The organism is Streptomyces sp. NPDC058985, from assembly GCF_042740985.1.
Lineage (GTDB): Bacteria > Actinomycetota > Actinomycetes > Streptomycetales > Streptomycetaceae > Streptomyces.
Genome location: NZ_JBHYJX010000078.1, coordinates 1 through 23020 on the forward strand (window position 1 = coordinate 1; position 23020 = coordinate 23020).

General features: G+C 72.7%; 20 protein-coding genes and 1 pseudogene. 9 read left to right on the forward strand and 12 right to left on the reverse strand.

Annotation, left to right across the window (positions count from 1 at the left end):
• Positions 1-56 precede the first annotated feature (56 nt).
• Positions 57-281, reverse strand: coding sequence for a hypothetical protein (locus ACFW01_RS37190; protein ID WP_384511106.1), 225 nt, complete (start codon positions 279-281; stop codon positions 57-59).
• A 279-nt stretch (positions 282-560) separates the two neighbouring features.
• Between ACFW01_RS37190 and ACFW01_RS37195 the strand changes: the two genes are divergently transcribed.
• On the forward strand, positions 561-2192 hold the full coding sequence (locus ACFW01_RS37195) for a penicillin-binding transpeptidase domain-containing protein (protein ID WP_384511109.1): 1632 nt from the start codon (positions 561-563) through the stop codon (positions 2190-2192).
• A gap of 156 nt (positions 2193-2348) precedes the next feature.
• Positions 2349-3969, forward strand: a pseudogene (locus ACFW01_RS37200) (penicillin-binding transpeptidase domain-containing protein).
• Positions 3970-4002: 33 nt separating this feature from the next.
• Here the strand turns inward: ACFW01_RS37200 and ACFW01_RS37205 are convergent.
• Positions 4003-4380 (reverse strand): SsgA family sporulation/cell division regulator, encoded by a 378-nt coding sequence (locus ACFW01_RS37205; RefSeq protein WP_234957247.1) that lies wholly within the window; start codon positions 4378-4380, stop codon positions 4003-4005.
• Positions 4381-4544: 164 nt separating this feature from the next.
• On the opposite strand from ACFW01_RS37205, the gene ACFW01_RS37210 reads away from it, so the two are divergent.
• The 4 genes from ACFW01_RS37210 to ACFW01_RS37225 all read left to right on the forward strand — a co-directional run bounded on the left by ACFW01_RS37210 (position 4545) and on the right by ACFW01_RS37225 (position 8422).
• Positions 4545-5609 (forward strand): energy-coupling factor ABC transporter permease, encoded by a 1065-nt coding sequence (locus ACFW01_RS37210; protein WP_384511112.1) that lies wholly within the window; start codon positions 4545-4547, stop codon positions 5607-5609.
• 1 nt (position 5610) lies between these two features.
• Entirely contained in the window at positions 5611-6372 is a 762-nt protein-coding gene (gene cbiQ / locus ACFW01_RS37215) for a cobalt ECF transporter T component CbiQ (RefSeq protein WP_384511115.1), read from the forward strand.
• Positions 6360-7118 (forward strand): energy-coupling factor ABC transporter ATP-binding protein, encoded by a 759-nt coding sequence (locus ACFW01_RS37220; RefSeq protein WP_161330693.1) that lies wholly within the window; start codon positions 6360-6362, stop codon positions 7116-7118. Before cbiQ ends, ACFW01_RS37220 begins: the two co-directional genes overlap by 13 nt.
• A 71-nt stretch (positions 7119-7189) precedes the next feature.
• Positions 7190-8422, forward strand: coding sequence for a serine hydrolase domain-containing protein (locus ACFW01_RS37225; protein WP_234957244.1), 1233 nt, complete (start codon positions 7190-7192; stop codon positions 8420-8422).
• Between the two features lie 2 nt (positions 8423-8424).
• On the opposite strand, the gene ACFW01_RS37230 is transcribed toward ACFW01_RS37225, so the two are convergent.
• The 5 genes from ACFW01_RS37230 to ACFW01_RS37250 all read right to left on the reverse strand — a co-directional run bounded on the left by ACFW01_RS37230 (position 8425) and on the right by ACFW01_RS37250 (position 13266).
• Positions 8425-8700 carry a DUF1876 domain-containing protein gene (locus ACFW01_RS37230; RefSeq protein WP_234957243.1) on the reverse strand — a complete coding sequence of 92 codons (276 nt, stop codon included), beginning with the start codon at positions 8698-8700 and terminating at the stop codon, positions 8425-8427.
• 65 nt (positions 8701-8765) lie between these two features.
• Entirely contained in the window at positions 8766-9611 is an 846-nt protein-coding gene (locus tag ACFW01_RS37235; protein WP_384511120.1) for an EamA family transporter, read from the reverse strand.
• Positions 9608-10120 (reverse strand): YbaK/EbsC family protein, encoded by a 513-nt coding sequence (locus tag ACFW01_RS37240; RefSeq protein WP_234957241.1) that lies wholly within the window; start codon positions 10118-10120, stop codon positions 9608-9610. Before ACFW01_RS37240 ends, ACFW01_RS37235 begins: the two co-directional genes overlap by 4 nt.
• 162 nt (positions 10121-10282) lie before the next feature.
• The gene (locus tag ACFW01_RS37245) at positions 10283-12523 is read right to left on the reverse strand and encodes an MMPL family transporter (RefSeq protein ID WP_384511123.1); all 2241 of its coding nucleotides are present in this window, start codon (positions 12521-12523) and stop codon (positions 10283-10285) included.
• Between the two features lie 113 nt (positions 12524-12636).
• Positions 12637-13266 carry a TetR/AcrR family transcriptional regulator gene (locus ACFW01_RS37250; RefSeq protein ID WP_384511126.1) on the reverse strand — a complete coding sequence of 210 codons (630 nt, stop codon included), beginning with the start codon at positions 13264-13266 and terminating at the stop codon, positions 12637-12639.
• A gap of 157 nt (positions 13267-13423) precedes the next feature.
• Between ACFW01_RS37250 and ACFW01_RS37255 the strand changes: the two genes are divergently transcribed.
• The gene (locus tag ACFW01_RS37255; protein WP_384511129.1) at positions 13424-17008 is read left to right on the forward strand and encodes a S41 family peptidase; all 3585 of its coding nucleotides are present in this window, start codon (positions 13424-13426) and stop codon (positions 17006-17008) included.
• Positions 17009-17116: 108 nt separating this feature from the next.
• Here ACFW01_RS37255 and ACFW01_RS37260 read toward each other — a convergent pair whose 3' ends face one another.
• The 4 genes from ACFW01_RS37260 to ACFW01_RS37275 form a co-directional block, all read right to left on the reverse strand.
• Positions 17117-17311, reverse strand: coding sequence for a hypothetical protein (locus ACFW01_RS37260; RefSeq protein ID WP_234957237.1), 195 nt, complete (start codon positions 17309-17311; stop codon positions 17117-17119).
• An 87-nt stretch (positions 17312-17398) separates the two neighbouring features.
• Entirely contained in the window at positions 17399-18292 is an 894-nt protein-coding gene (locus ACFW01_RS37265; RefSeq protein WP_352155679.1) for an SDR family oxidoreductase, read from the reverse strand.
• Positions 18289-19233, reverse strand: a complete 945-nt coding sequence (locus ACFW01_RS37270; protein ID WP_384511133.1) for an alpha/beta fold hydrolase — start codon at positions 19231-19233, stop codon at positions 18289-18291. The genes ACFW01_RS37265 and ACFW01_RS37270 overlap by 4 nt, the downstream gene beginning before the upstream one ends.
• On the reverse strand, positions 19230-20762 hold the full coding sequence (locus tag ACFW01_RS37275) for an NAD(P)/FAD-dependent oxidoreductase (protein WP_234957234.1): 1533 nt from the start codon (positions 20760-20762) through the stop codon (positions 19230-19232). The genes ACFW01_RS37270 and ACFW01_RS37275 overlap by 4 nt, the downstream gene beginning before the upstream one ends.
• 142 nt (positions 20763-20904) lie before the next feature.
• Between ACFW01_RS37275 and ACFW01_RS37280 the strand changes: the two genes are divergently transcribed.
• Positions 20905-21582 (forward strand): MerR family transcriptional regulator, encoded by a 678-nt coding sequence (locus ACFW01_RS37280; RefSeq protein ID WP_384511136.1) that lies wholly within the window; start codon positions 20905-20907, stop codon positions 21580-21582.
• Here the strand turns inward: ACFW01_RS37280 and ACFW01_RS37285 are convergent.
• Positions 21570-22373, reverse strand: coding sequence for an exodeoxyribonuclease III (locus ACFW01_RS37285; RefSeq protein ID WP_384511139.1), 804 nt, complete (start codon positions 22371-22373; stop codon positions 21570-21572). The genes ACFW01_RS37280 and ACFW01_RS37285 overlap by 13 nt on opposite strands.
• 69 nt (positions 22374-22442) lie before the next feature.
• Between ACFW01_RS37285 and ACFW01_RS37290 the strand changes: the two genes are divergently transcribed.
• Complete coding sequence (locus ACFW01_RS37290) at positions 22443-22928, forward strand: GNAT family N-acetyltransferase (protein ID WP_384511142.1); 486 nt, start codon at positions 22443-22445, stop codon at positions 22926-22928.
• Positions 22929-23020 lie beyond the last annotated feature (92 nt).

Below are 23020 nucleotides of genomic sequence, written 5' to 3' on the forward strand. Positions count from 1 at the left end.
GGGTGACGGGCTCTGCCCCTCACCCCGACCGCCCTGCGGCTGGGTGTCGGTCGTCGTCAGTTGCAGAAGTTGAGGATGGGGAGGAGGCCGTTACCGCACTGGAACTCGTCCCCGTCACCGCCGCCGCCGTAGGCCGGAGCGGCGGTCGTGGCGGGCGTCGCGGCCACGGCGGACGTGGCGGTCGCCACCCCCGCCACGCAGGCGACGCCCACGGCGGCACTCACCACGAGTGCGCGGGCTCGGAGGGAAACTGCCTTCTTGGGGTGAGGTGTTGTGTTCATGGACTCACCATGCACACCCTCGCGATCACTTGCCCGCCGAGCGCATCCGCGCGGGTGAGCCACCACCACCCGGCAGGGTGCGGCGAGTTCGCCGGACGCCCGGACGGCCGGGAACACGGCGGGATCTGAACACGCCTCATCTCCATTCGGCCACCATCCGGAAACTTTCGTACCGCCGGTCACGCCCTGCGCATAGAGTGCGACTCACAAGTGCTTCTGAACGCGTTCAAGTCGGCGCGCGCGGAGGCTGGCAACGGGGAATCGGGGAGGGGACTGCCCATGGGCAGGGGGGTGAAGGTCGCCGTCATAGGCGGCGTGTTCGCGGTGATGGTCGGCGGGGCCGGGTACGGCACGTACAACGTTGTCTCGGCGCTGGACGGCGGCGGGGGGTCCGGCGCCGCCGGGGCGTCGGTCAAGAGCGGGCCGCCCAGCGGGGACGAGGTCGAGGAGACGGCCGGCAAGTTCTTCGCGGCGTGGGAGAAGGGCGACGCGGCGACGGCGGCGTCGCACACGAACAACGCCTCGGTCGCCACGACGCTGCTGACGGCCTACGGCGAGGAGGCGCACATCTCCGGCGTCGAGATCACACCCTCCGCCGCGGCCGGCGCGTCCGTGCCGTTCACCGTGAAGGCGAAGGTGTCGTACGAGGGCACGACCAAACCGCTGACGTACCAGAGCACCCTGAAGGTCGTACGCGGTGAGACCAGCGGGCGGGCGCTGGTGGACTGGCAGCCGTCCGTCGTCCACCCCGCGCTGAAGGACGGGGACACGCTGGTCACCGAGGAGTCGGCGACCCCTCAGATCGAGGCCGTCGGGCGGGACGGCGAGGTGCTGACGAAGGAGAAGTATCCGTCGCTCGCACCGGTCCTGGCCACGCTCCGGGAGCGGTACGGCGCCGAGGCGGGCGGCTCCCCGGGCGTCGAGCTGGTGGTCCGGCACACCGCCCAGGAGGCCCCGGACTCCCCGTTGCTGACGCTCAGCAAGGGCGAGCCCGGCAAGCTGCGCACGACGCTCAGCGCGGGCGTGCAGGCGGCGGCCGAGAAGGCCGTCGCGCGGTACGACGAGTCGTCCGTGGTCGCCGTCAAGCCGAGCACCGGCGAGGTGCTGGCCGTGGCCAACCACCGCGCGGACGGCTTCAACGCGGCCTTCCAGGGACGCGTCGCCCCCGGCTCCACCATGAAGATCATCACCGCCGCGATGCTCATCGACAACGGCGTGACCTCGATGAACGAACCCGCCCCCTGCCCCGACACGGCGACCTGGCAGAGCCAGACCTTCAAGAACCTGACCGGCATGGAGCCGAACGAGGGCGCCACGCTCGCCAACACCTTCATGCGGTCCTGCAACACCGGGTTCATCAAGCTCGTCGACGAGGAGCCGCTCTCGGACTCCTCGCTGACCCAGGAGGCCCAGGAGCGCTTCGGGCTGGGCAGGGACGACTGGCAGACCGGCATCGTCTCCTTCGACGGCAGGGTCCCCGCGTCCGGCGGCCCGGACCGCGCGGCCAACGCCATCGGCCAGGGCGAGGTCCAGATGAACCCGCTGAACATGGCCTCGGTGACGGCGACCGCCATCACCGGCGAGTTCCGCCAGCCCTACCTGGTCTCCCGCGACCTGGACGACCGCGAGTTCGCCACCGCCAAGGGCCTGCCGCAGAGCACCGCGGCCCAGCTCAAGCAGATGATGCGGCTCACCGCCACCCAGGGCACGGGCCGGCCGGCGATGGCCGGCCTCGGCGGCGACATCGGCGCGAAGACCGGGTCGGCCGAGGTCGATGGGCAGACCACGTCCAACAGTTGGTTCACCGGCTTCCGCAACGACGTCGCGGCGGCGGCGATGACCGAGGAGGGCGGCCACGGCGGCGACGCGGCCGGCCCGATTGTCGCGGACGTGCTACGAGCGGGCGGCTGAGGGCAACGGCCACGGTGTATGCGCCTACTGTGGTCGGGTCGTTGGAAGCATGAGGCAACGAGGGCACCGAGCGGTCCGGGATCCGGGCGCCGAAGAGGACGGGACGCAGTGAGCAGCAGAAGGGGCGCCGGCGAGCGGCGCAGGACGGCACCCGCCGTGATCGGTGGGGTGGCCGCGGTGGTCGTGGCCGGTGCCGGGTTCGGCGCCTACGCGATGTTCGGCGGCGAGTCCGGCGCCGAGGACGACGCCAGGACGAAGTCCGCGGCGGCCGACGAGGTGAAGTCGGGCCCCCTGACGGCGGCCGAGATCACCTCGACGGCGCAGGGGTTCCTGACCGCGTGGCAGCAGGGCGACACGGCCGGCGCCGCCGCCGCGACCGACGACGCGGAGGCCGCGAAGGCCCTGCTCACCGGCTACGCCAAGGACGCCCGGATCAAGGACGTCACCCTCACCGCGGGCCCCGGCCGGGGAGAAGGTCCCGTTCTCCGTGCAGGGCACGGTCGCCCACGGGAAGACGACCGCGCCACTGGCGTACGACAGCGCGCTGACCGTCGTGCGCCGGGCCGGCGACGGCGAACCCCGCGTCGACTGGCACGCCTCCGTCGTCCACCCGGAGCTGAAGGACGGCGACAAGCTGGTCACCGGCGAGGCCGGGGATCCGCCCGTCAAGGCCCTGGACCGGGACGGCGCGGAGATCACCACCGCGAAGTACCCCTCGCTCGGCAGCACTCTGGACAGTCTGCGTGAGAAGTACGGCGAGAAGGCCGGCGGCACCCCCGGCATCGAACTGCGCGTGGTCCGCGGCAAGGAGTCGAAGGCGGCGAAGGCCGCCGACAAGACCCTGCTTGAGCTGAGCAAGGGCACCCCGGGCACCGTGAAGACCACCCTGGACCCCGCCCTCCAGGCGGCCGCCGAGAAGCAGGTGGAGGGCAAGGAGCGCGCGTCGGTGGTCGCGCTGCGCGCCTCCACCGGCGAGGTCCTCGCGCTCGCCAACGGCGGCCACGGCTTCAACACCGCCTTCCAGGGCTCCCTCGCCCCGGGCTCCACGATGAAGGTCGTCACGGCCTCGATGCTCATCGAGAAGAACCTGGCCTCGATGGACGAGAAGCACCCGTGCCCGAAGTACTTCACCTACGGCGGCTGGAAGTTCCAGAACGACGACAAGTTCGAGATCAAGGACGGCACGTTCAAGGCGAGCTTCGCCCGCTCCTGCAACACCGCCTTCATCAGCCAGGCCCCGAAGCTGAAGGACGACGACCTGACCCGCCAGGCCAAGGAGGTGTTCGGCCTGTCGATGAACAACTGGTCCGTCGGCGTGTCCACCTTCGACGGTTCGGTCCCGGTACAGAGCGACGCCCAGATGGGCGCCTCCCTGATCGGGCAGGGCGGGGTGCGGATGAACCCGCTGAACATGGCGTCGGTGTCGGCGACCGTGAAGTCGGGCAGCTTCCACCAGCCCTACCTGGTCGCCCCCTCGGTCGACGGACGGGCACTCGCCACCGCCTCCCGCACCATGTCGGCGGGGACGCTGGCGCAGCTGCGCGAGCTGATGTCCTACACGGCGGCGTACGGCACCGCGGCGGAGGCGATGGCCGGGGTGAGCGGTGACGTCGGCGCGAAGACCGGCTCGGCGGAGGTCGACGGCCAGAAGCAGCCCAACGGCTGGTTCACCGCGTACCGGGGCGACGTGGCCGCGGCGGGCGTGGTCCAGCAGGGCGGCCACGGCGGCGAGACCGCGGGTCCGCTGGTGGCGGCGCTGCTGAAGGCGAGCGGCTGACCGGCCGGCGCGGCCGGACACGCGGCCGGTGGCTCAGTGGGCCACCGGCTGCGCCGCGGCGGTGTGGGTGCGGCGCAGGAAGCGGATGAGCGGCTTGGTCTCGAACTGGACCACCGAGCAGCCCTGCGGGGAGTGGAACTCGACGACGGCCTGCACCCGGCCGCACGGCCACACCCGCACCTCGCCGGTCCCGGCGGGGGCGCGCAGGCCCTGTTCCAGCAGGTCGCGGGGGAAGGTCCACTCCCGGATGCCGGGGGCGCGGCCCCGCGGGGGCAGCGCGACCGTCACGGATCGCGGGTCGCGGTCGGGGTCGTAGCGCAGGACGACGGGTATCGCTCCGCCGTCGTCCTGGCCGGGGAGGTCCGCGTCCGTGAGGATGTGGGCTCGTGCGTACTGCTCGACTACGGACATCGGATGCCCCTTACGCTCTGCCACCTGTGCGAAAGCTGTGCGTCCACCCCCACTCCAATGTCCCATATTTCCCCGTTCACGCCCTCCGGGCCGAATATCACATGTGAGATCAGCCTTTACCTCGCTCTTGCGAACCGCTCGCAACTGGTCCCTATCATCGAACCGTGCATGTACCTGACGGATTCATCAACGCCCCGACCTCCGCCGTCACCGGCGTCGTCGCCGCCGGCGCCGTCGCGGTGAGCCTGCGCGGCGCGCGCAGGGAGCTGGACGAGCGGACGGCGCCGCTGGCCGGGCTGGTCGCGGCCTTCATCTTCGCGGTGCAGATGCTGAACTTCCCCGTCGCGGCGGGGACCAGCGGACATCTGCTCGGCGGCGCCCTCGCCGCGATCCTGGTGGGCCCCTACACGGGCGTCCTGTGTGTCTCCGTCGTCCTGCTCATGCAGGGCATCCTCTTCGCCGACGGCGGGCTGACCGCGCTCGGCGTGAACATCACGGACATGGCGATCGTCACCACGGTCGTCGCCTACGCCCTCTTCCGCGGCCTGGTGAAGGTCCTGCCGCGCACCCGGCGCTCGGTCACCGTCGCCTCCTTCGTCGCCGCCCTCGTCTCGGTGCCGGCCGCCGCCCTCGCCTTCACCTTCCTGTACTGGATCGGCGGCACCACCGACATCGCCATCGGCAAGGTCGCCACCGCGATGGTCGGCGTGCACGTGCTGATCGGCATCGGCGAGGCCGCGATCACCGCGCTGACCGTCGGCGCCGTGATCGCCGTCCGCCCCGACCTGGTGTACGGGGCGCGCGGGCTCCGGCAGCGGCTCAAGCTGCGCGTGAACGGCGAGCTGGTCGACGCCCCCGGCGCGGAGCCGGCTCCCGCCCCCGCCGCACGCTCGCACCGCAAGCTGTGGATCACCGGTCTCGTCACCTCCCTCGTCCTCGCCGGGTTCGTCAGCTTCTACGCCTCCGCCAACCCCGACGGCCTGGAGAAGGTCGCCTCCGACAAGGGCATCGACGAGAAGGCCGAGGAGCAGGCGAACGCCGACTCCCCGCTCGCCGACTACGGCGTCGAGGACATCGCGAACGCCCGTGTCTCCGGCGGCCTCGCGGGCGTGATCGGCGTCGGCGTCACGGTCGTCTCGGGCAGCGCGGTGTTCTGGGCGGTACGCAGGCGCCGCAGCGACGACGCCTCGCCGACGAACACGGACACGAACACCGACAGCACGGTCTGACATGGGCGCAGGGCACGCGCACCGGCTCTACCGGCACGGGAACTCCCCCGTGCACGGCCTGCCCCCGCACACCAAACTCGCCGCCACGTTCGCCTTCGTGGTCGTCGTCGTGTCGACGCCCCGCGAGGCGATGTGGGCCTTCGGCCTCTACGCGCTGCTGCTCGCGGTGGTGGCGTACGCGGCCCGCGTCCCGGCCGGCTTCCTGCTGCGGCGGCTGCTGATCGAGGTGCCCTTCGTGGCGTTCGCGGTGCTGATGCCGTTCGTGGCGGAGGGCGAGCGGGTCGAGGTGCTCGGCATGTCGCTGAGCGTGAACGGCCTCTGGGGCGCCTGGAACGTGCTGGCCAAGGGCACGCTGGGCGTCGCCGCCTCCGTACTGCTCGCCTCCACCACCGAGCTGCGCTCCCTGCTGCTCGGCCTCCAGCGGCTGCGGCTCCCCCCGCTGCTGGTGCAGATCGCGACCTTCATGATCCGGTACGGGGACGTGATCGCGGACGAGATGCGGCGGATGCGGATCGCCCGCCAGTCGCGCGGCTTCGAGGCGAGCGGCGTCCGGCACTGGGGCGTGCTCGCCAAGTCGGCGGGCGCGCTCTTCATCCGCTCCTACGAACGCGGCGAGCGCGTCCACCTGGCCATGGTCAGCCGCGGCTACGCCGGTTCCATGCCGGTCATCGACGAGGTGACCGCGTCCCGGGCGCAGTGGTCGTACGCGCTGGCCCTCCCGGGTGCGGCGCTCGTCGTCTGTCTGCTGGGATGGACCCTGTGACCGCTTCCCTCGACGTCTCCGGCCTCGCCTACGCCTACCCCGACGGGCACCAGGCCCTGTTCGGCGTCGACTTCTCCGTCGCCCGCGGCGAGCGGGTCGCGCTGCTCGGGCCGAACGGCGCGGGCAAGACGACCCTGGTCCTGCACCTCAACGGCATCCTGACCGGCGGCGCCGGCACGGTCACCGTCGCCGGGCTGCCCGTGGACAAGCCGAACATGGCGCAGATCAGGCGCCGGGTCGGCATCGTCTTCCAGGACCCCGACGACCAGCTCTTCATGCCGACCGTGCGCGAGGACGTGGCGTTCGGACCGGCGGCGGCCGGGGTGAAGGGGCCGGAGCTGGAGGCGTGCGTGGACCGGGCGCTGGCGCTGGTCGGCATGGCCGAGTTCAAGGACCGGCCCCCGCACCACCTGTCCTTCGGGCAGCGGCGCCGGGTAGCGGTGGCGACGGTGCTCGCCATGGAGCCGGAGATCCTGGTCCTCGACGAGCCGTCGTCCAACCTCGACCCGGCCTCCCGCCGTGAACTCGCCGACATCCTGCGCTCCCTGGACGTCACGGTCCTGATGGTCACCCACGACCTCCCCTACGCGCTGGAGCTGTGCCCCCGCGCCCTGATCCTCAGCGACGGCGTGATCGCGGCGGACGGCCCGACCGCGGGCCTGCTCTCCGACGAGGCGCTGATGCGCGCCCACCGGCTGGAACTGCCCTTCGGCTTCGACCCGCGGTCCGTGTCGACGGGCGGCTGAGGAATCACCGGCGGTCGGTGGCGGTTGCACCGACTGTCGCGGGCGAACGGAAGGGACGTACAGAGGTGGGCGTGGACGTGCACGGCACAGTGGCCGAGGGCTTCGAGCCGGTGAGGGACGCGTTCGCGGGCAACTTCGCGGCGCTCGGCGACCGGGGCGCGGCGGTCGCCGTCTACCGGGACGGGCGCAAGGTCGTCGACCTGTGGGGCGGCACCCGCGACGTCGACGGCACCGAACCCTGGCGCCGGGGCACCGCCCAGGTCGTGCGCTCGGCGACCAAGGGCGTCGCCGCCGCCGTACCGCTCCTGCTGCACCAGCGCGGGGAGCTGGACCTGGACGCGCCGGTGGGCGAGTACTGGCCCGAGTTCAAGGCGCACGGCAAGGAGCGCGTGCTGGTCCGGCACGTGCTGAACCACCGGGCGGGGCTGCCGGCCCTGGACCGCCCGCTCAGCCCCGAGGACGCCCTCGACCCGCTGCGCGGCCCCCGGGCCGTCGCCGCCCAGGCGCCCGTCTGGGAGCCGGGCACCGACCACGGCTACCACGCGCTGACCTACGGCTGGCTGCTGGACGAGCTGGTCCGGCGGGTGACGGGCGGGCGGGGCGCCGGGGAGTGGATCGCGGACGAGATCGCCCGGCCGCTGGAACTCGACCTGTGGGTGGGACTGCCGGCCGCGGAGGAGGCGGCGGGCCGGGCCGGGCGGGTCGGGCGGCTGGAGGAGCCCGACCCGGGGCCGTCCGGGAACGGGTCCGGGAACGGCCCGCGGCTGCGCCCCAAACGCGCCGTCACCGAGGCCTACGCCGACCCCGGCTCCCTCACCCGCCGCGCCTTCGCCGCGATCACGCCCTTCCCGGACCAGAACGACCCGGCCTACCGCGCGGCCGCCCTCCCGGCGACCAACGGCATCGCGACCGCCGACGGGCTGGCCCGCTTCTACGCCGCGCTGATCGGCGACGTGGACGGGGTGACCCGCCGGGTGCGGCTGTTCGACCCGGCGACCATGGAGCGGGCCCGGGCCGAGGAGTCCGCCGGGCCGGACCGGGTGCTGGTCGTGGGCACCCGCTTCGGCCTCGGCTACATGCTGCACGGCAGCGCCTCGCCGCTCCTGTCCCCCGGCTCCTTCGGCCACCCGGGCCGCGGCGGCGCCCTCGGCTTCGCCGACCCGGAGGCCGGTGTCGCCTTCGGCTACGTCACCAACGGCTTCCGCAAGACGGTGACGGCGGACCCGCGGGCACAGGCGCTGGTGCGCGCGGTACGGGAGTCGCTGCGGCGGACCGGACCGGACGTGGACACCCCTCAGACGTGAATTCAGACGTGAATGGGGTGCGACGTCCGCCCCGACGCCGCGTCGATCTCGTCGTGCGCCTTGGTGAGCAGCTGCATCGCCAGCTCGTTCAACGCGCGGGCCCCCGCGACCTCCTCACCGACCCGTGGCTGCTGGGAGTCGATCCGGTGCCGGCTGGCGTGGCCGTGCGCGCGGACCTCGGTGCCGTCGGGGAGCCGCACCATCGCGACCGCCCGCGTGTGCCGGCCGTCCTCCATGAACTCCATCTCGACGTGCCATCCCACTGCGGTGTGCATCATGAGGATCACCTCCGGAAGACCTGCTTCCAGGGTGCGCCTGCCGGCCGCCGCGCGCACCATCCCGGCTATCCGGTGTGCAGCATCAGCCCGATCCCGACGACCAGGAGCCCCGCGGCCGCGATCCGGGGCGCCCCGAACCGCTCCTTGAAGAAGAGGGCCCCGATCGCCGCGCCGACCAGGATCGAGGACTCGCGCAGGGCGGCGATCGGCGCGAGTTCGGCGCGGGTCTGCGCCCACAGGACGAGTGCGTAGGCGCCGACGGAGAGCACCGCGCCGGCCAGTCCGAGGCCGGCCAGGGGCCGCAGCAGCGCCCAGGCACCGGCACGGTGGCGGTGGAGGAAGTAGGCCGGGAGGACCGTCCCCTGCACCGCCATCAGCCAGGCGACGTAGCCGAGGGAGGACCCGGAGGCGCGGACGCCGAGCCCGTCGACGACCGTGTACGCCGCGATGCTCACGCCGGTGGCGAGGGCCGCGCCGATCGCCGTCCAGTCGGGCCGGCGTCCGCGCAGCCCCCACAGGGCGACGCCGGTCAGTCCGGCGCAGGCCAGCAGGACCCCGGCGGTCGCCCAGCGGTCCGGCAGCTCGTGGACGAAGACGGCGGCGAGGACGGTGACCAGCAGGGGCGCGGTGCCGCGGGCGATCGGATAGGCCTGGCCGAAGTCGCCCAGCCGGAAGGACCGCATCAGCAGGGCGTAGTAGGCGATGTGGAGAACGGCGGAGACCAGGAGGTACGGCCAGGCCGCGGCCCTCGGGAAGGCCGTGAACGGCAGCAGCGCGAGGCCGATGAGCATCCCGCCGCCGGATATCAGCGCGAAGCCGGTGAGCTTGTCCGTGATCCGGTGGGCGATCGCGTTCCAGCTCGCGTGCGTGATCGCGGCGAACAGGACGGCGCCGGTGACCAGAGGGGTCACGCGGAGCGCTCGCGCACGTCCACGAGAGCGGCGCCGGCGGTGGTGACGAGGTCCTTGGGCGCCATCGGGAACACGGCGTAGGGGGTGCCTGCGGCGGCCCAGACGACCTCGTGGGCGAGGAGCGAACGGTCGGCCAGGACGCGGGTCGGGTTGCGGTGCCCGAAGGGCGGGACGCCGCCGATCGCGTAGCCGGTGGTCTCCCGTACGACGTCGGCCTTGGCCCGGGTGACCTTCTCCGCGCCGAGTTCCTCCCGGACGCGCTCCAGGTCGACGCGGGAGGCGCCGTCCATGAGGACCAGGACGGGCACGCCGTCGGCGGCGAAGATGAGGGACTTGCAGATCTGGCTCAGCTCGCACCCGATCGCGGCGGCGGCCTCGGTGGCGGTACGCGTGGCCTCGGGGAAGCGCCGGGCCCGCGCGGCCAGGTCGCCGAGGCCGAGTCCGTGCAGGGCCTCGGCGAAGCGGGGGTGGGCGGCGGAGGCTTCGGAGGCGTCGTCGGTGGTGGTCATGGACGGCACGGTAGCGGTACGTGTAGCCGGCATGCGACCTGGTTCCGCGGCGCGCTGGGCGGGCCCCGTAGGGCCCCGGTACGGAGGAAGCCGGTGAGGGCAGCCCCGTCCCCACGGAGCCCTCACCGGCTGGTCTGCTGTCCTCCTGTCAGAGGTGGCGGGTCAGGTGCGCACCAGTTCCCGGTCCTCGTCGGGGCCGGAGCCCCGCTCGTCGGCCGTGCGCAGTCCCTCGCCCTCGACGTCCACGTTGGGCAGGGCGCGGTCCAGCCACTTCGGCAGCCACCAGGCCTTCTTGCCGAGCAGCGCGAGCACCGCCGGGACGAGGGCCATGCGGACGACGAAGGCGTCGAAGAAGACGGCGATCGCCAGGCCGAAGCCGATCATCTTGACCATCGACTCGCTGGAGCCGATGAAGCCCGCGAAGACCGCCATCATGATGACCGCGGCGGCGGTGACGACCCTGGCTCCGTGCTTGAAGCCGGTGACGACCGCCTGGCTGGGCTTCTCCCCGTGGACGTAGGCCTCACGCATGCGGGTGACCAGGAAGACCTCGTAGTCCATGGCCAGGCCGAAGACCACGCCGACCATGAAGATCGGCATCATCGACATGACCGGGCCGGTCTCCTCGACGCCCATCAGGCCGGACAGCCAGCCCCACTGGAAGACCGCGACGACCGCGCCGAGCGCCGCCATGACGGAGAGCAGGAAGCCGAGCGCCGCCTTCAGCGGGACCAGGATCGAGCGGAACACCACGATCAGCAGCAGGAAGGCCAGGCCGACGACGAGGACCAGGTACGGCAGCAGCGCGTCGTTCAGCTTCTCGCTGACGTCGATGTTCATCGCTGTCGAGCCGGTGACCAGGGTCTGCGCGCCGGTGTCCGCCTCGATGTCGCCGCCCGCGTCGCGGATGGCGTGCACCAGGTCCTCGGTCTGCACGGAGGACGGCTTGGAGTCCGGGATCACGCTGATCGTCGCCGTGTCGCCGCCCTTGTTGGGGGCGGGCGGGGTCACCGCCACGACACCGTCGAGGCCCTCGATCTCGTCGGAGACCTGAGTGAAGGCGTTCTTCGGGGCGTCGCTGCCCTTGGCGTCGACCACGACCAGCAGGGGGCCGTTGAAGCCCGGTCCGAAGCCCTCGGAGAGCAGGTCGTAGGCGCGGCGCTGGGTCGTGGACGTCGGCTGGGAGCCGTCGTCGGGCAGGCCGAGTTCCAGGTCGGAGGCGGGGATCGCGGCGGCGCCGAGGCCGATCACGCCGAGGAGGAGGACGGCCAGCGGGCGGCGGACGACGAAGCTGGCCCAGCGGGTGCCCAGGTTGGCCTTGGCCGGCCCGGTCTCCTTCTCGGCCCCGTCCTTCCCGCCGCGCCGGCGACGGCCCAGGAACCCGCCCTTCGCGCCGGCCGGCTTGACGCGGCGTCCGGCGTAGCCGAGCAGTGCGGGGATCATCGTCAGGGCGATCAGGACCGCGATGGCGACGGTGCCGGCCGCCGCGATGCCCATCTTGGTGAGCATCGGGATGTTGACGACCGCCAGGCCCACCAGGGCGATGACGACGGTGAGGCCGGCGAAGACGACCGCGGAGCCCGCGGTGCCGACCGCCCGGCCCGCCGCGTCCTCGCGCTCACGCCCCTCGGCGAGTTCGGCGCGGTAGCGGGAGACGATGAACAGGGCGTAGTCGATGCCGACCGCGAGGCCGATCATCATCGCCAGGATGGAGGTGGTCGAGCCCAGCTCCAGCGCGCTGGCCAGCGCGGTGATCGAGGAGACGCCGATGCCCACCCCGATCAGGGCGGTGAGCAGGGGCAGCCCGGCCGCGACCAGCGAGCCGAAGGTGATGACCAGGACGACCGCGGCGACGGCGATGCCGATGATCTCGGTGGCGCCGGTCTCCGGTACGGCCTGGAGCGCGTCACCGCCGACCTCGACGGTCAGCCCGGACTCCCGCGCCTGCTCGGCGGCGTCCTCCAGGGCGTGCTTGGTGGACTCCTCCAGCTCCATGCCGGAGACGTCGTAGCGCACCGACGCGTAGGCGATGGTGCCGTCCTTGCTGACGGCGTTGCCGGTGTACGGGTCGGCGACCGAGGCGACCTCGCTGCCGTCCGCCAGTTCGTCGACGGTCTTCTCGACGGCCGCCTTGTTCCCGGCGTCCGTCATCTTCTCGCCGGACGGTGCCTTGAAGACGACGCGTGCCGTCGCCCCGTCGGCGCTCTGGCCGGGGAAGCGCTGTTCCAGCAGGTCGAAGGCCTTCTGGGCCTCGGTTCCGGGGATGGAGAAGGACGTGCTGCCGGCGGGCGGGGCACTGGCCGCGCCGACGCCGGCGAGCGTCAGCAGGGCCACCCAGATCAGGGCGACGAAGTGCCGTCGGCGGAAGGCGAGCCGTCCGAGTTTGTAGAGGAACGTGGCCACGGGGGCGTACTCCCGGTCAGGTCGTGGGAACTTCGGGGCAGGGGGCAACGGCCCGACGACGTGAGCGGTGACGTCAGATGGGGCTCAGCAGGGGGTCGCAGCCGAGGGGTCGGCTACAGGGACGTGTCAGACGTGCCAGACGTGTCAGTGGTGGAGACGCCGAGGGCGGGGAGGATCACGGCGTCGATGTAGGAGGCGAGGAAGTCCCGGGTCGGCGGCTGGTCGTCCAGCAGCGTGCGGGTGGCGAAGCCGCCCACCATCATGTGGACGAGGAAGTCCAGAGCCGGACAGTCCGGTCTTATCTCGCCGCGGTCGACGGCGCGTTGCAGCACCCGCCGGAACTCCGCCATCTCGGGTTCGATGAGCTGGTCCCGGAACGCCTGTCGCAGGTCCGGGTTCTGGTGGAGCGCCATGGCGACGCCGCGCATCAGCGCGGAGTTCTGTTCCATGGTGCAGTCGTCCTCGCGGGCTATCACGGCGTGCAGGTCGCCGCGGAGCGAGCCGGTGTCGACGTCGCCGATCTCACCGGGCTTGTTGTGCCGGATGGCCTTGACGACCAGCTCGGCCTTGCCGCCCCACTGGCGGTAGAGCGTCGCCTTGCTGGACCGCGTACGGGACGCGACGGCGTCCATGGTCAGAGCGTCGTACCCGACTTCCCGGAGCAGGTCGAGCACGGCCTCGTACAGCTCGGCCTCGCGCTCGGGAGTGATCCGACGCCGACGCGCCGTGGCTGCCTCGGTCATCCCGCTCACCCCTCTCCGGTCCACTCTGTCAGAACGACACCGTTTCGTACACGACGAATGTACCCCGCCCGCTAACGAAACGAAACGGTTTCGTTCGTGTTCTGGGTCACGGTTGTCGGCTCGCCATAAGTTGCCGGTACCCGGAGCCCGGAAAAGCATGGGGTGGGTGAGTTATCTGCGCCTTCCGCACCTCAGTGGCGACCAGCTCTGCTTCGTGGCAGAGGACGACCTGTGGCTCGCGTCCCTCGACGGTCCGGGCCGCGCCTGGCGGCTCACCGTCGACCGCACCAAGGCCGGCCACCCGCGCTTCTCGCCCGACGGCCGGCACATCGCGTACACCAGCTGGCGCAGCCTGGTGCCGGAGGTCCACCTGGTGCCGGTGGACGGCGGCCCCGGTCGGCAGCTCACCCACTGGGGCGGTCTCGACACCCGGGTCTGCGGCTGGTCGCCGCCCGATCCCGACGGCACCACCGCCGTCCTCGCCGTCGCCTCGCACGGCGAGCCCTTCTCCCACCTCACCTGGGCCTACAAGGTCGGCCCCGACGGCGACCCCGGCCGCAAACTGCCCTGGGGCCCGGTCACCGACATCCAGGCCGCCGACCTCGACGGGGAACGCCGGACCCTGCTGCTCACCGGCACCCCGCCGCACGAACCCGCCGCCTGGAAGCGCTACCGGGGCGGCGCCACGGGCCGGCTCTGGCTGCACGGGGAGCGGCTCCTGCCCGACCTCGGCGGGCACCTGGCCGCCCCCATGTTCGTCGGCGACCGGATCGCCTTCCTCTCCGACCACGAGGGCGTCGGCAACCTCTACTCCTGCGCCCACGACGGCACCGGCCTGCGCCGCCACACCGACCACGACGCGTTCTACGCCCGCAACGCCGCGAGCGACGGCACCCGGGTGGTGTACCAGTGCGCGGGCGACCTGTGGATCGTGGACGACCTCGCGTCCGGCTCGGTGCCGCGCCGGCTCGACGTGCGCCTCAGCGGGCCGCGCGCGGGGCGGCGTACGTACCAGGTGCCCGCCGCCCAGAACGTGGGCGGCATCTCCGTCGACGAGACGGGCCGCGCGAGCGCCGTCGTCGTCCGGGGCAGCCTGTACTGGCTCACCCACCGCGACGGCCCCGCCCGCACCCTCGCCGACACCCCGGGCGTACGGGTGCGGCTGCCGGAGATGCTCGGCGAGAGCGGCCGGATCGCGTACGTGACGGACGCGGCGGGCGAGGACGCCGTGGAGATCGCCCACCTGCCCCGGGCGACCGGGGGCCGTGCGGCCCGGCGGGCGGCCACCGGAGGGCTCGGCCGGATCCTGGAGCTGGCCTCGGACCCCGCGGGCGACCGCCTCGCCGTCGCCTCCCACGACGGCCGGCTGCTGCTGCTCGACGTCGCGGAGGAGGACGCGGGGGCGCTGGACGCGCGGGGTGTGGGGAGCCCTGCGGAGGACACGACGCGGGCCACCGAAGGGGCGGGTGGGGCCGAGGGGGCGGGTAGCGCCGAAGAGGCGGCCGGGACCGACGGCTCGGCTGCGACCGACCGACCGGAAGGAGCCAACAGCCCGGAACGAGCCGACGGCCCGGCGGGAGCCGACAGCCCGGCGGGAGCCGACAGCCCGGCGGGAGCCGGCGGTTCCGTTGCGGCCGGCACACCGGTGGGAGCCGGTGCCCCGGAGAGCGGGGCCGGCCCGGCGCGGGACGCCGGCGGCACCGGTACCGCCACAGGCCGCGTCACCGAGCTGATCCGGTCCGTCAACGGACCCGTGACCGACCTCGCCTTCTCCCCCGACGGGACCTGGCTCACCTGGTCCCACCCGGGCATCGGACGTTCGCTGCGCCAGATCAAGATGGCCCGGATCAACGGGCAGAACGGGCACGACCCGCTCGTCGTCGACGTGACCGACGGACGGTTCGAGGACGAGAACCCCGTCTTCACCCGGGACGGCCGCTACCTCGCCTTCCTCTCCTGGCGCGGCTTCGACCCGGTGTACGACGTGCACACCGGCGACCTCTCCTTCCCGCTGGGCTGCCGCCCCTACCTGGTCCCCCTGTCCTCCGCGACCCCCTCCCCCTTCGCCCTCAACCCCGAGGGCCGCCCCGCCGCCGGCGGTCTGGACCCGCTGGAGGACGAACCCGGCGAGGGCGGCGCGGTCACCGTCGAGGTCGAGGGCCTGGCGAGCCGGGTGACCCCCTTCCCGGTCACCGCCTCCAAGTACTCGGCGCTCCAGCCGGTCGCCGGGGGCGGCCTGGTCTGGCTGCGCTGGCCGATCTCGGGCGCGCTCGGCGAGACCTTCGCCAACCCGGCCGACCCCAGCGAGCGGCCCACCCTGGAGCACTTCGGCCTGGCCAAGGCCAAGAAGTCCGAACTGGTCGACCACCTCGACTGGTTCCGGGTCAGCGGCGACGGCACCCGCCTGGTCGTGCTCGACGAGGGCGACCTGCGCGCGGTGCCCGCCACCGAGGCCGGCGACAGCGACTCGACCACCTGGATCGACCTCCGCCGCATCCTGCACGTGGTCGACCCGCCCGCCGAGTGGCGCCAGGCCTACGACGAGGCGGGCCGCCTGATCCGCGCCTACTTCTGGGACCCCGGCATGTGCGGCATCGACTGGGACGCCGTCCTCGACCAGTACCGTCCGCTGCTCGAACGGGTCGCCTCGCCGGACGAGTTCGCCGACCTGCTGCGCGAGGTGCTCGGCGAACTCGGCACCTCCCACGCCTACGTCGCCGCCGCCCGGCGCAACGAGGGCCCGGCGCACTACCAGCGCTGGCAGGGCCTGCTCGGCGCCAACTTCGTCTGCCGGGACGGCCACTGGGTGGTCAAGCGCATCCTGCCCGGCGACTCCTCCGACTCCAGGGCCCGCTCCCCGCTGGCCGGCACGGGCATCCGCGAGGGGGCCGTGCTGACCCACGTGGACGGCCGCCCGGTGGACCCGGCGGCCGGCCCGTATCCGCTGCTGGCGGGGGCGGGCGGTACGACGGTGGAGCTGGCCTTCGCGCCCGCCGGGGACGCCGAGGGACCCTCCCGCCGGGTCGCCGTCGTACCGCTGGTCGACGAACGCCCCCTGCGCTACCAGGACTGGGTGTCCAAACGCCGCGAGGTCGTCCGCGAGTTGAGCGGCGGACGGTGCGGCTACCTGCACATCCCCGACATGGGCGGCTCCGGCTGGGCCCAGTTCAACCGCGACCTGCGCATGGAGGTGTCCCGGCCCGCGCTGATCGTGGACGTGCGCGGCAACGCCGGCGGACACATCAGCGAACTCGTCGTCGAGAAGCTCACCCGCACCATCCTCGGCTGGGACCTCACCCGCGACGCCCAGCCCGTGTCGTACGCGTCCAACGCGCCGCGCGGCCCGGTCGTCGCGGTCGCCGACGAGGCCACGTCCTCCGACGGCGACATGATCACCGCCGCGTTCAAGCTGCTGCGCATCGGCCCGGTCGTCGGGCAGCGCACCTGGGGCGGCGTGGTCGGCATGACCGGCCGGCACCGCCTCGGCGACGGCACGGTGATCACGGTGCCGATGAACGCGGCCTGGTTCGACGCGTACGGCTGGTCCGTGGAGAACTACGGCGTCGCCCCCGACGTCGAGGCCCTGCGCACCCCCCTGGACTGGGCCGAGGGCCGCTACCCGGTCCTTGACGAGGCGGTGCGGCTGGCGCTGGAGCTGCTGGAGACCAACCCGCCCGCGACGCCGCCCGGTTACGCGGACGTACCGGACCGATCCCGTCCGCCGCTGCCGCCCCGGGAGTGAGAACCGGGGCCCGGCCGCCGGGACATGGCGCCGGGGAACGGCAGCTGGGACATGAGAAAGGGCGCCTCCCGTACGACGGGGGGCGCCCCTTCACTCAGCGGCGACGGATCAGGCGTTGTCGCGCTCCTCGAAGCGGTCCTCCGCTTCCCGGCGACGCGAGGACGGGTCCATCTCGTCCTCGTCGCGACGGCGGTCGCGGTTCTGGAACTGGTCCCTCGCCTGCTCGGCCCGCTGCTTGCCCTGCTGCTTGCCCTGCTGCTGCATGCGCTCGGCCTTGTCCTGGAACTGGTCCTTCATACCCATGTGGGTTCACTCCTGGATGATCGGGCCCGACCGCTTCGGCCGGGCGCTCGATCAGATTCACACGAGCCGTGACCGTGCGCATGTCGATCACTTACGGACCGTAGTCGCCCCTGACCGGCCCTGTTCGTCGGCCGCTCCGCCCGCCCCGACCAGCCCCATGCGGACGCCGTTCAGCCGGTCCCCGAACCGCCGCATCTCGCGCTGCCCGACGGTCCCGACGAGGGACGGCAGGTAGCCGCGCATGCCCTGCATGCCGCGCAGCCACCACTGGCCGTAGACGTGCGCGGAGCGGCGCTCGATGCCCTCCACGAGCCGGTCGACCGCCGGGCCCAGCGGATAGGTCTTGTTCGACGGCCAGGGCAGCCGCTGCCGCAACTCGCGCATGACGTCGTCCTGGTCGGCGCCGCGCACCATGTCCGTGTCGGTCCACGAGAGGTAGCCGACACCGACCTTCACACCCCGGTGCCCGACCTCGCCGCGCAGGCTGTGCGCGTACGCCTCCACACCGGACTTGGACGCGCAGTACGCGGACATCATCGGCGCGGGCGTGATCGCGGCCAGCGAGGCTATCTGGAGCAGGTAGCCACGGCTCTCCAGCAGCGCCGGCAGGAAGGCGCGGCCCGTCACCGCCGACCCGACCAGATTGACCTCGATCACCCGCCGCCAGGACTCCGGGTCGGAGTCGACGAAGGGACCGCCGCTGGCCACACCCGCGTTGGCGACGACGATGTCGATCCGGCCGAAGCGCTCCTTGACCTCGGCCGCGACCCGGGCCATCGCCTCGTGGTCGGTCACGTCGGCGTGCCAGTGCTCGCTCTCGCTGTGCAGCCGGGCGGAGACCTGCTTGAGCGCGTCGGGCTCCAGCCCCACCAGCGCCACCTTCACGCCGCGCGCGGACAGCTTGCGGGCCAGCAGTTCCCCGACACCCCGCGCCGCTCCGGTGACGACGGCGACCCGTCCTTCCAGGCTCACCCTGCTCATGCGCTCTCCTCGGCGTGTACGGCACGCTCGCTGCGTGCGCTGGGTATGTGGGCGGCGGCGAGCGCCCGTATCTTGCCGGTGACCAGCTCCGGCGCCTCCACCGGCGTCATGTGGCCGAGCCCCTCCAGCTCCGTGAGGCCCACGCAGTTGGGCAGCGCGGCGGCCAGCGACCGGGCCTGCACGGGCGGGGTCAGCCGGTCGGCGGTACCGACCACGACCTCCACCGGCATCCGCAACTCCCGTACACCGTGGTCGAGATCGAGCAGGTCGAGCACCCGCGACCAGCCGTGCCGGACCCGGCGCGGGCAGGCGTGCACGATGCGGGCACAGGTCTCGATCATGTCCGGGCCCGAACCGGGGCCCATCGTCCCGTACCTGAGGATCCGCCGGGCCAGCGGCGTGACCGGCCCGAGCGGCGCCCGGGAGCCGAGGATCCGCCGGGTCAGCCAGGTGCGCACCCGGCCTTCCCCGAGCGGCACCACGGTGGCGGACGCCACCAGCCGCGAACTGCCCGTGCTGCACAGCAGAACGGCCGCCACGTGCTCGCGCACCGCGGACCTGGTCGCCGCGGCCATCACCGTCATCCCGCCCATCGAGTGCCCGGCGACCACCGCCCGTTCACCCGGCGCGAGCGTCGCCTCCAGGACGGCTTCCAGGTCGTCGGCGAGCGGCTCGGTGCCGTACGCCGGGTTCGCCGGGCTGCGGCCGTGGCCGCGCTGGTCGTAGGCGATCACCCGGTGGTCGGCGGCCAGTTCGCGGACCTGCGCCGCCCAGAAGGAGGTCGAGCAGCACCAGCCGTGCGCCAGCACGACCGCGGGCGCCCCCTCGGAGCCGTGCACCTCCACGTGGATCCGGGCGCCGTCGGCGGCGGTGACGGTCAGTTCGCGGGCCGGGACGGGCGGGGCGTACCGGCCGTCGGCGTCACGCAGCAGGCGGCTCACGCGCTCACCTCGGAGACCGGCTCGGCGTCGCCGGCGGGCCGGGCGGCGGGCGACCGCAGCACCTCGTACTCCGCGAGGTCCACGCGCCGCGTCGCCCGCCGGAACTCGGCGGTCGTACCGGGCCAGACGGTGGTGTTGCGGCCGCTCGCGTCCAGGTACCAGCTGGTGCAGCCGCCGGTGTTCCACACGGTGCGCTTCATCCGCTCCTGCACCCGGTGGTTCCAGTTCCGCACGGCGGCCGGGCGGGCGTCGAGGGCGGTGCGGCCGCCGAGGACGTCGATCTGGCGCAGGTAGTCGGCCATGTAGTTCAGCTGGGACTCGATCATCAGGATCATGGACGAGTTCCCCAGGCCGGTGTTGGGCCCGATGACCGTCATGAAGTTGGGGAAGCCCGCCGCCGAGGCGCCGCGCAGCGCCTCCATGCCGCCCTTCCAGGTCTCGGCGAGGGTCCGCCCGTCCGCGCCCACGACCCGCTCGGCGATGGGCATGTCGGTCACGTGGAAGCCGGTGCCGAAGATGATCACGTCTGCCTCGGCCTCGGTGCCGTCGGCGGCCACCAGCGTGGAGCCGCGCACCTCGCTGAGCCCGCTGGCGACCACATCGACATTGGGCTGGGCGAGCGCCGGATAGTAGCTGCTCGACAGCAGGATCCGCTTGCAGCCGATGCGGTAGTCGGGGGTGAGCTTGGCGCGCAGCTCCGGGTCCTTGATCGCGGCGCCCATGTTGCGCTTGGCGATCCGCTCGATGAAGCCCAGCTCGTCGGGGTGCTTGGTGAAGGCCTGCACCTGGAGTTCCCGGATGCCCCACAGCAGCCCGCGCCGCACCTTGGTGGTGGCGGGCACCGCCCGGTGCAGGGCGCGCTCGGCGCCGCTGATCGCCCGGTCCATGCGGGGCATCACCCAGGCCGGGGTGCGCTGGAAGAGGGTGAGACGGCCGGCCTTCGGCTGGACGGCCGGCACGATCTGGATGGCGGAGGCGCCGGTGCCGATCATGGCGACGCGCTGGCCGGTGAGGTCGTGGTCGTGGTCCCAGCGGGCGGAGTGGAAGACCTTGCCCGGGAAGGAGTCGAGTCCCGGGATGTCCGGGACCTTGGGGTCGGACAGCGGCCCGGTCGCGGACACGACGACGTCGGCGGTGAGGTTCCCGCTCGCCGTCTCGATCTCCCACCGCAACTGCTCGCCGTCCCACGCCATCCGCTTCACCTCCGAGTCGAAGCGGAGGTGGGGACGGAGCCCGAAGGTGTCGGTGACGTGCTCCAGGTAGGCGCGGATGTGCTCCTGCCCGGAGAAGGTGCGCGGCCACTCGGGGTTGGGCGCGAAGGAGAAGGAGTACAGGTGGGACGGCACGTCGCAGGCGCAGCCGGGATAGCTGTTGTCGCGCCAGGTCCCCCCGACGCTCCCCGCCCGCTCCAGTACGACGAAGTCCGTGATCCCTTCGCGCCGCAGCCGCACGGCGGCCCCGAGCCCGCCGAAGCCGGACCCGATCACCGCCACCCGTACGTGTTCCTGAACCTGCTCGTGCTCGGCCATCCCGGAGCCTCCACGCTTAGCCTGGACCGTCTGGAACCATGCCAGTGAACACTGGCGCAATGGGAGAGTAGAACAGCTCCGTACTCATGGGTAGGGGTCCCGCGAAGGAAAGTTACCGGCGGTACGACTTAAGGTCGGTCACGTGACCGAGAAGCGTGAGTACCGCATGGAGGAACTGGCCGGACTGGCCGGCATCACGGTGCGCACCCTGCGCTTCTACCGCGAACGCAAACTGATCCCGCCGCCCCGCCGCGAGGGCCGCATCGCCTGGTACGACGACCACCATCTGGCCCGCCTGCGCACCATCGCGGCGCTCCTGGAACGCGGCCACACCCTGAACGGCATCGCGGAACTCGCCGACGCCTTCGACCACGGCCGCGACGTCGGCGACCTGCTCGGCCTCGGCGAACCCACCGAGGAGACCCCGGTCCGCCTCACCCCCGAGGAACTCGCCGCCCGCTTCGAGGGCGAGGTCACCCCCGAGAACCTCGCCGCCGCGATGGACCTCGGCTACCTGGGCACCGACGGCGACGAACTCGTCCACATCAGCCACCGCCTGCTGGAGGTCTCCTCGGCCCTGGTCCGCGAGGGCATACCGCTCGCCGAGGTCCTCCAGGCCGGCGCCCGCGTCCGCGAACACGCCGACGCCCTCGCCGAACTCTTCACCGCCCTGATCCTCCGCCACGCCCCCGAACAGGACCTCCACCGCCTGCGCCCCCTGGCCCGCAGCGTGGTGGAGGCGGAACTGTCCCTGGCCCTGGACCGGCGAACGCGGCAGCGGTCGGAGCAGTCCCGCCCGGAGGATCCTCAGCGTTCGTAGACCACCGTGACCGGCGCGTGGTCGGACCAGCGCTCGGCGTGCGTGGCGGCCCGCTCGACGTACCCCTTGACGGCCCTGGCGGCCAGCCCCGGGGTGGAGAGGTGGTAGTCGATGCGCCATCCCGAATCATTGTCGAAGGCCCGCCCCCGGTACGACCACCACGAGTACGGCCCCTCGGTGTCCGGGTGCAGCGCGCGTACGACGTCCACGTAGCCGCCCTCCGCCGGGTCGAGGACGCGGCTCAGCCAGTCGCGTTCCTCCGGCAGGAAGCCCGAGTTCTTCTTGTTCGCGCGCCAGTTCTTCAGGTCGGCCTCGCGGTGGGCGATGTTCCAGTCGCCGCAGACGACGACCTCGCGGCCCTCGGCGGCGGCGCGCTCGCGCAGTTCCTTGAGGTAGGCGAGGAACTCGCCCATGAAGCGGACCTTCTCGTCCTGGCGCTCGGTGCCGACCTCGCCGGAGGGGAGGTAGAGGGAGGCGACCGTCACACCGGGCAGGTCGGCCTCGACGTAGCGGCCGCTGCCGTCGAACTCGGCCGAGCCGAAGCCGACGCGGACGGCGTCGGGTTCGCGGCGGGTGTAGAGGGAGACGCCGGCCCGGCCCTTGGCGGCGGCCGGCGCGTGCGTGACGTGCCAGCCGTCGGGCGTACGGACGTGCTCGGGCAGCTGCTGGGGCTCGGCCCGCACCTCCTGGAGGCACAGCACGTCGGCGGCGGTGTCGGCGAGCCACTCCACGAAGCCCTTCTTCGCGGCGGCGCGCAGACCGTTCACATTCACGGAGGTCACGGTGAGCACCAGGGCACGATACCGGCACACTGGACGGTGCCCCGATCCCGGATCTCGCATTAATATACGGTAGGTAGCATGAACATACGCCGGGTCGCCTTCGACCACCCCGACGCCGTCAAGCTCAACGACGAGGTCCAGGCCGAGTACGACCTCCGCTACGGCGACGGCGGCGACGCCACGCAGCTCGACCCGTCGGACTTCGCGCCGCCGAACGGCCTCTACCTGGTCGCGTACGACGAGAGCGGGGCCCCGGTCGCCTCGGGCGGCTGGCGCGGCCAGGACGCCAACGACGAGGGGAACCTCGACGGGGACGCCGAGCTGAAGCGGATGTTCGTCATCGAGCAGGTGCGTGGCCGCGGGGTGGCCCGCCGCATCCTGGCCGCCCTGGAGGAGGACGCCCGCGCGGCGGGCCGGACCCGGATGGTGCTGGAGACCGGCACCAAGCAGCCGGAGGCCGTGGCCCTGTACCTGTCCAGCGGGTACGAGCCGTGCACGAAGTTCGGCTACTACCGCTTCCACGAGGAGAGCCTCTGCTACGCGAAGGCTCTCCAGGTCCGGTAGGGCCTGTCTGACAATTCCCGTCGTCGCCCGGAGGGCGGCCTCGCGGCGTCAGGTGCGTGCTCTCGCCGTGCCGGGCGTAGAGCCTCGTACTG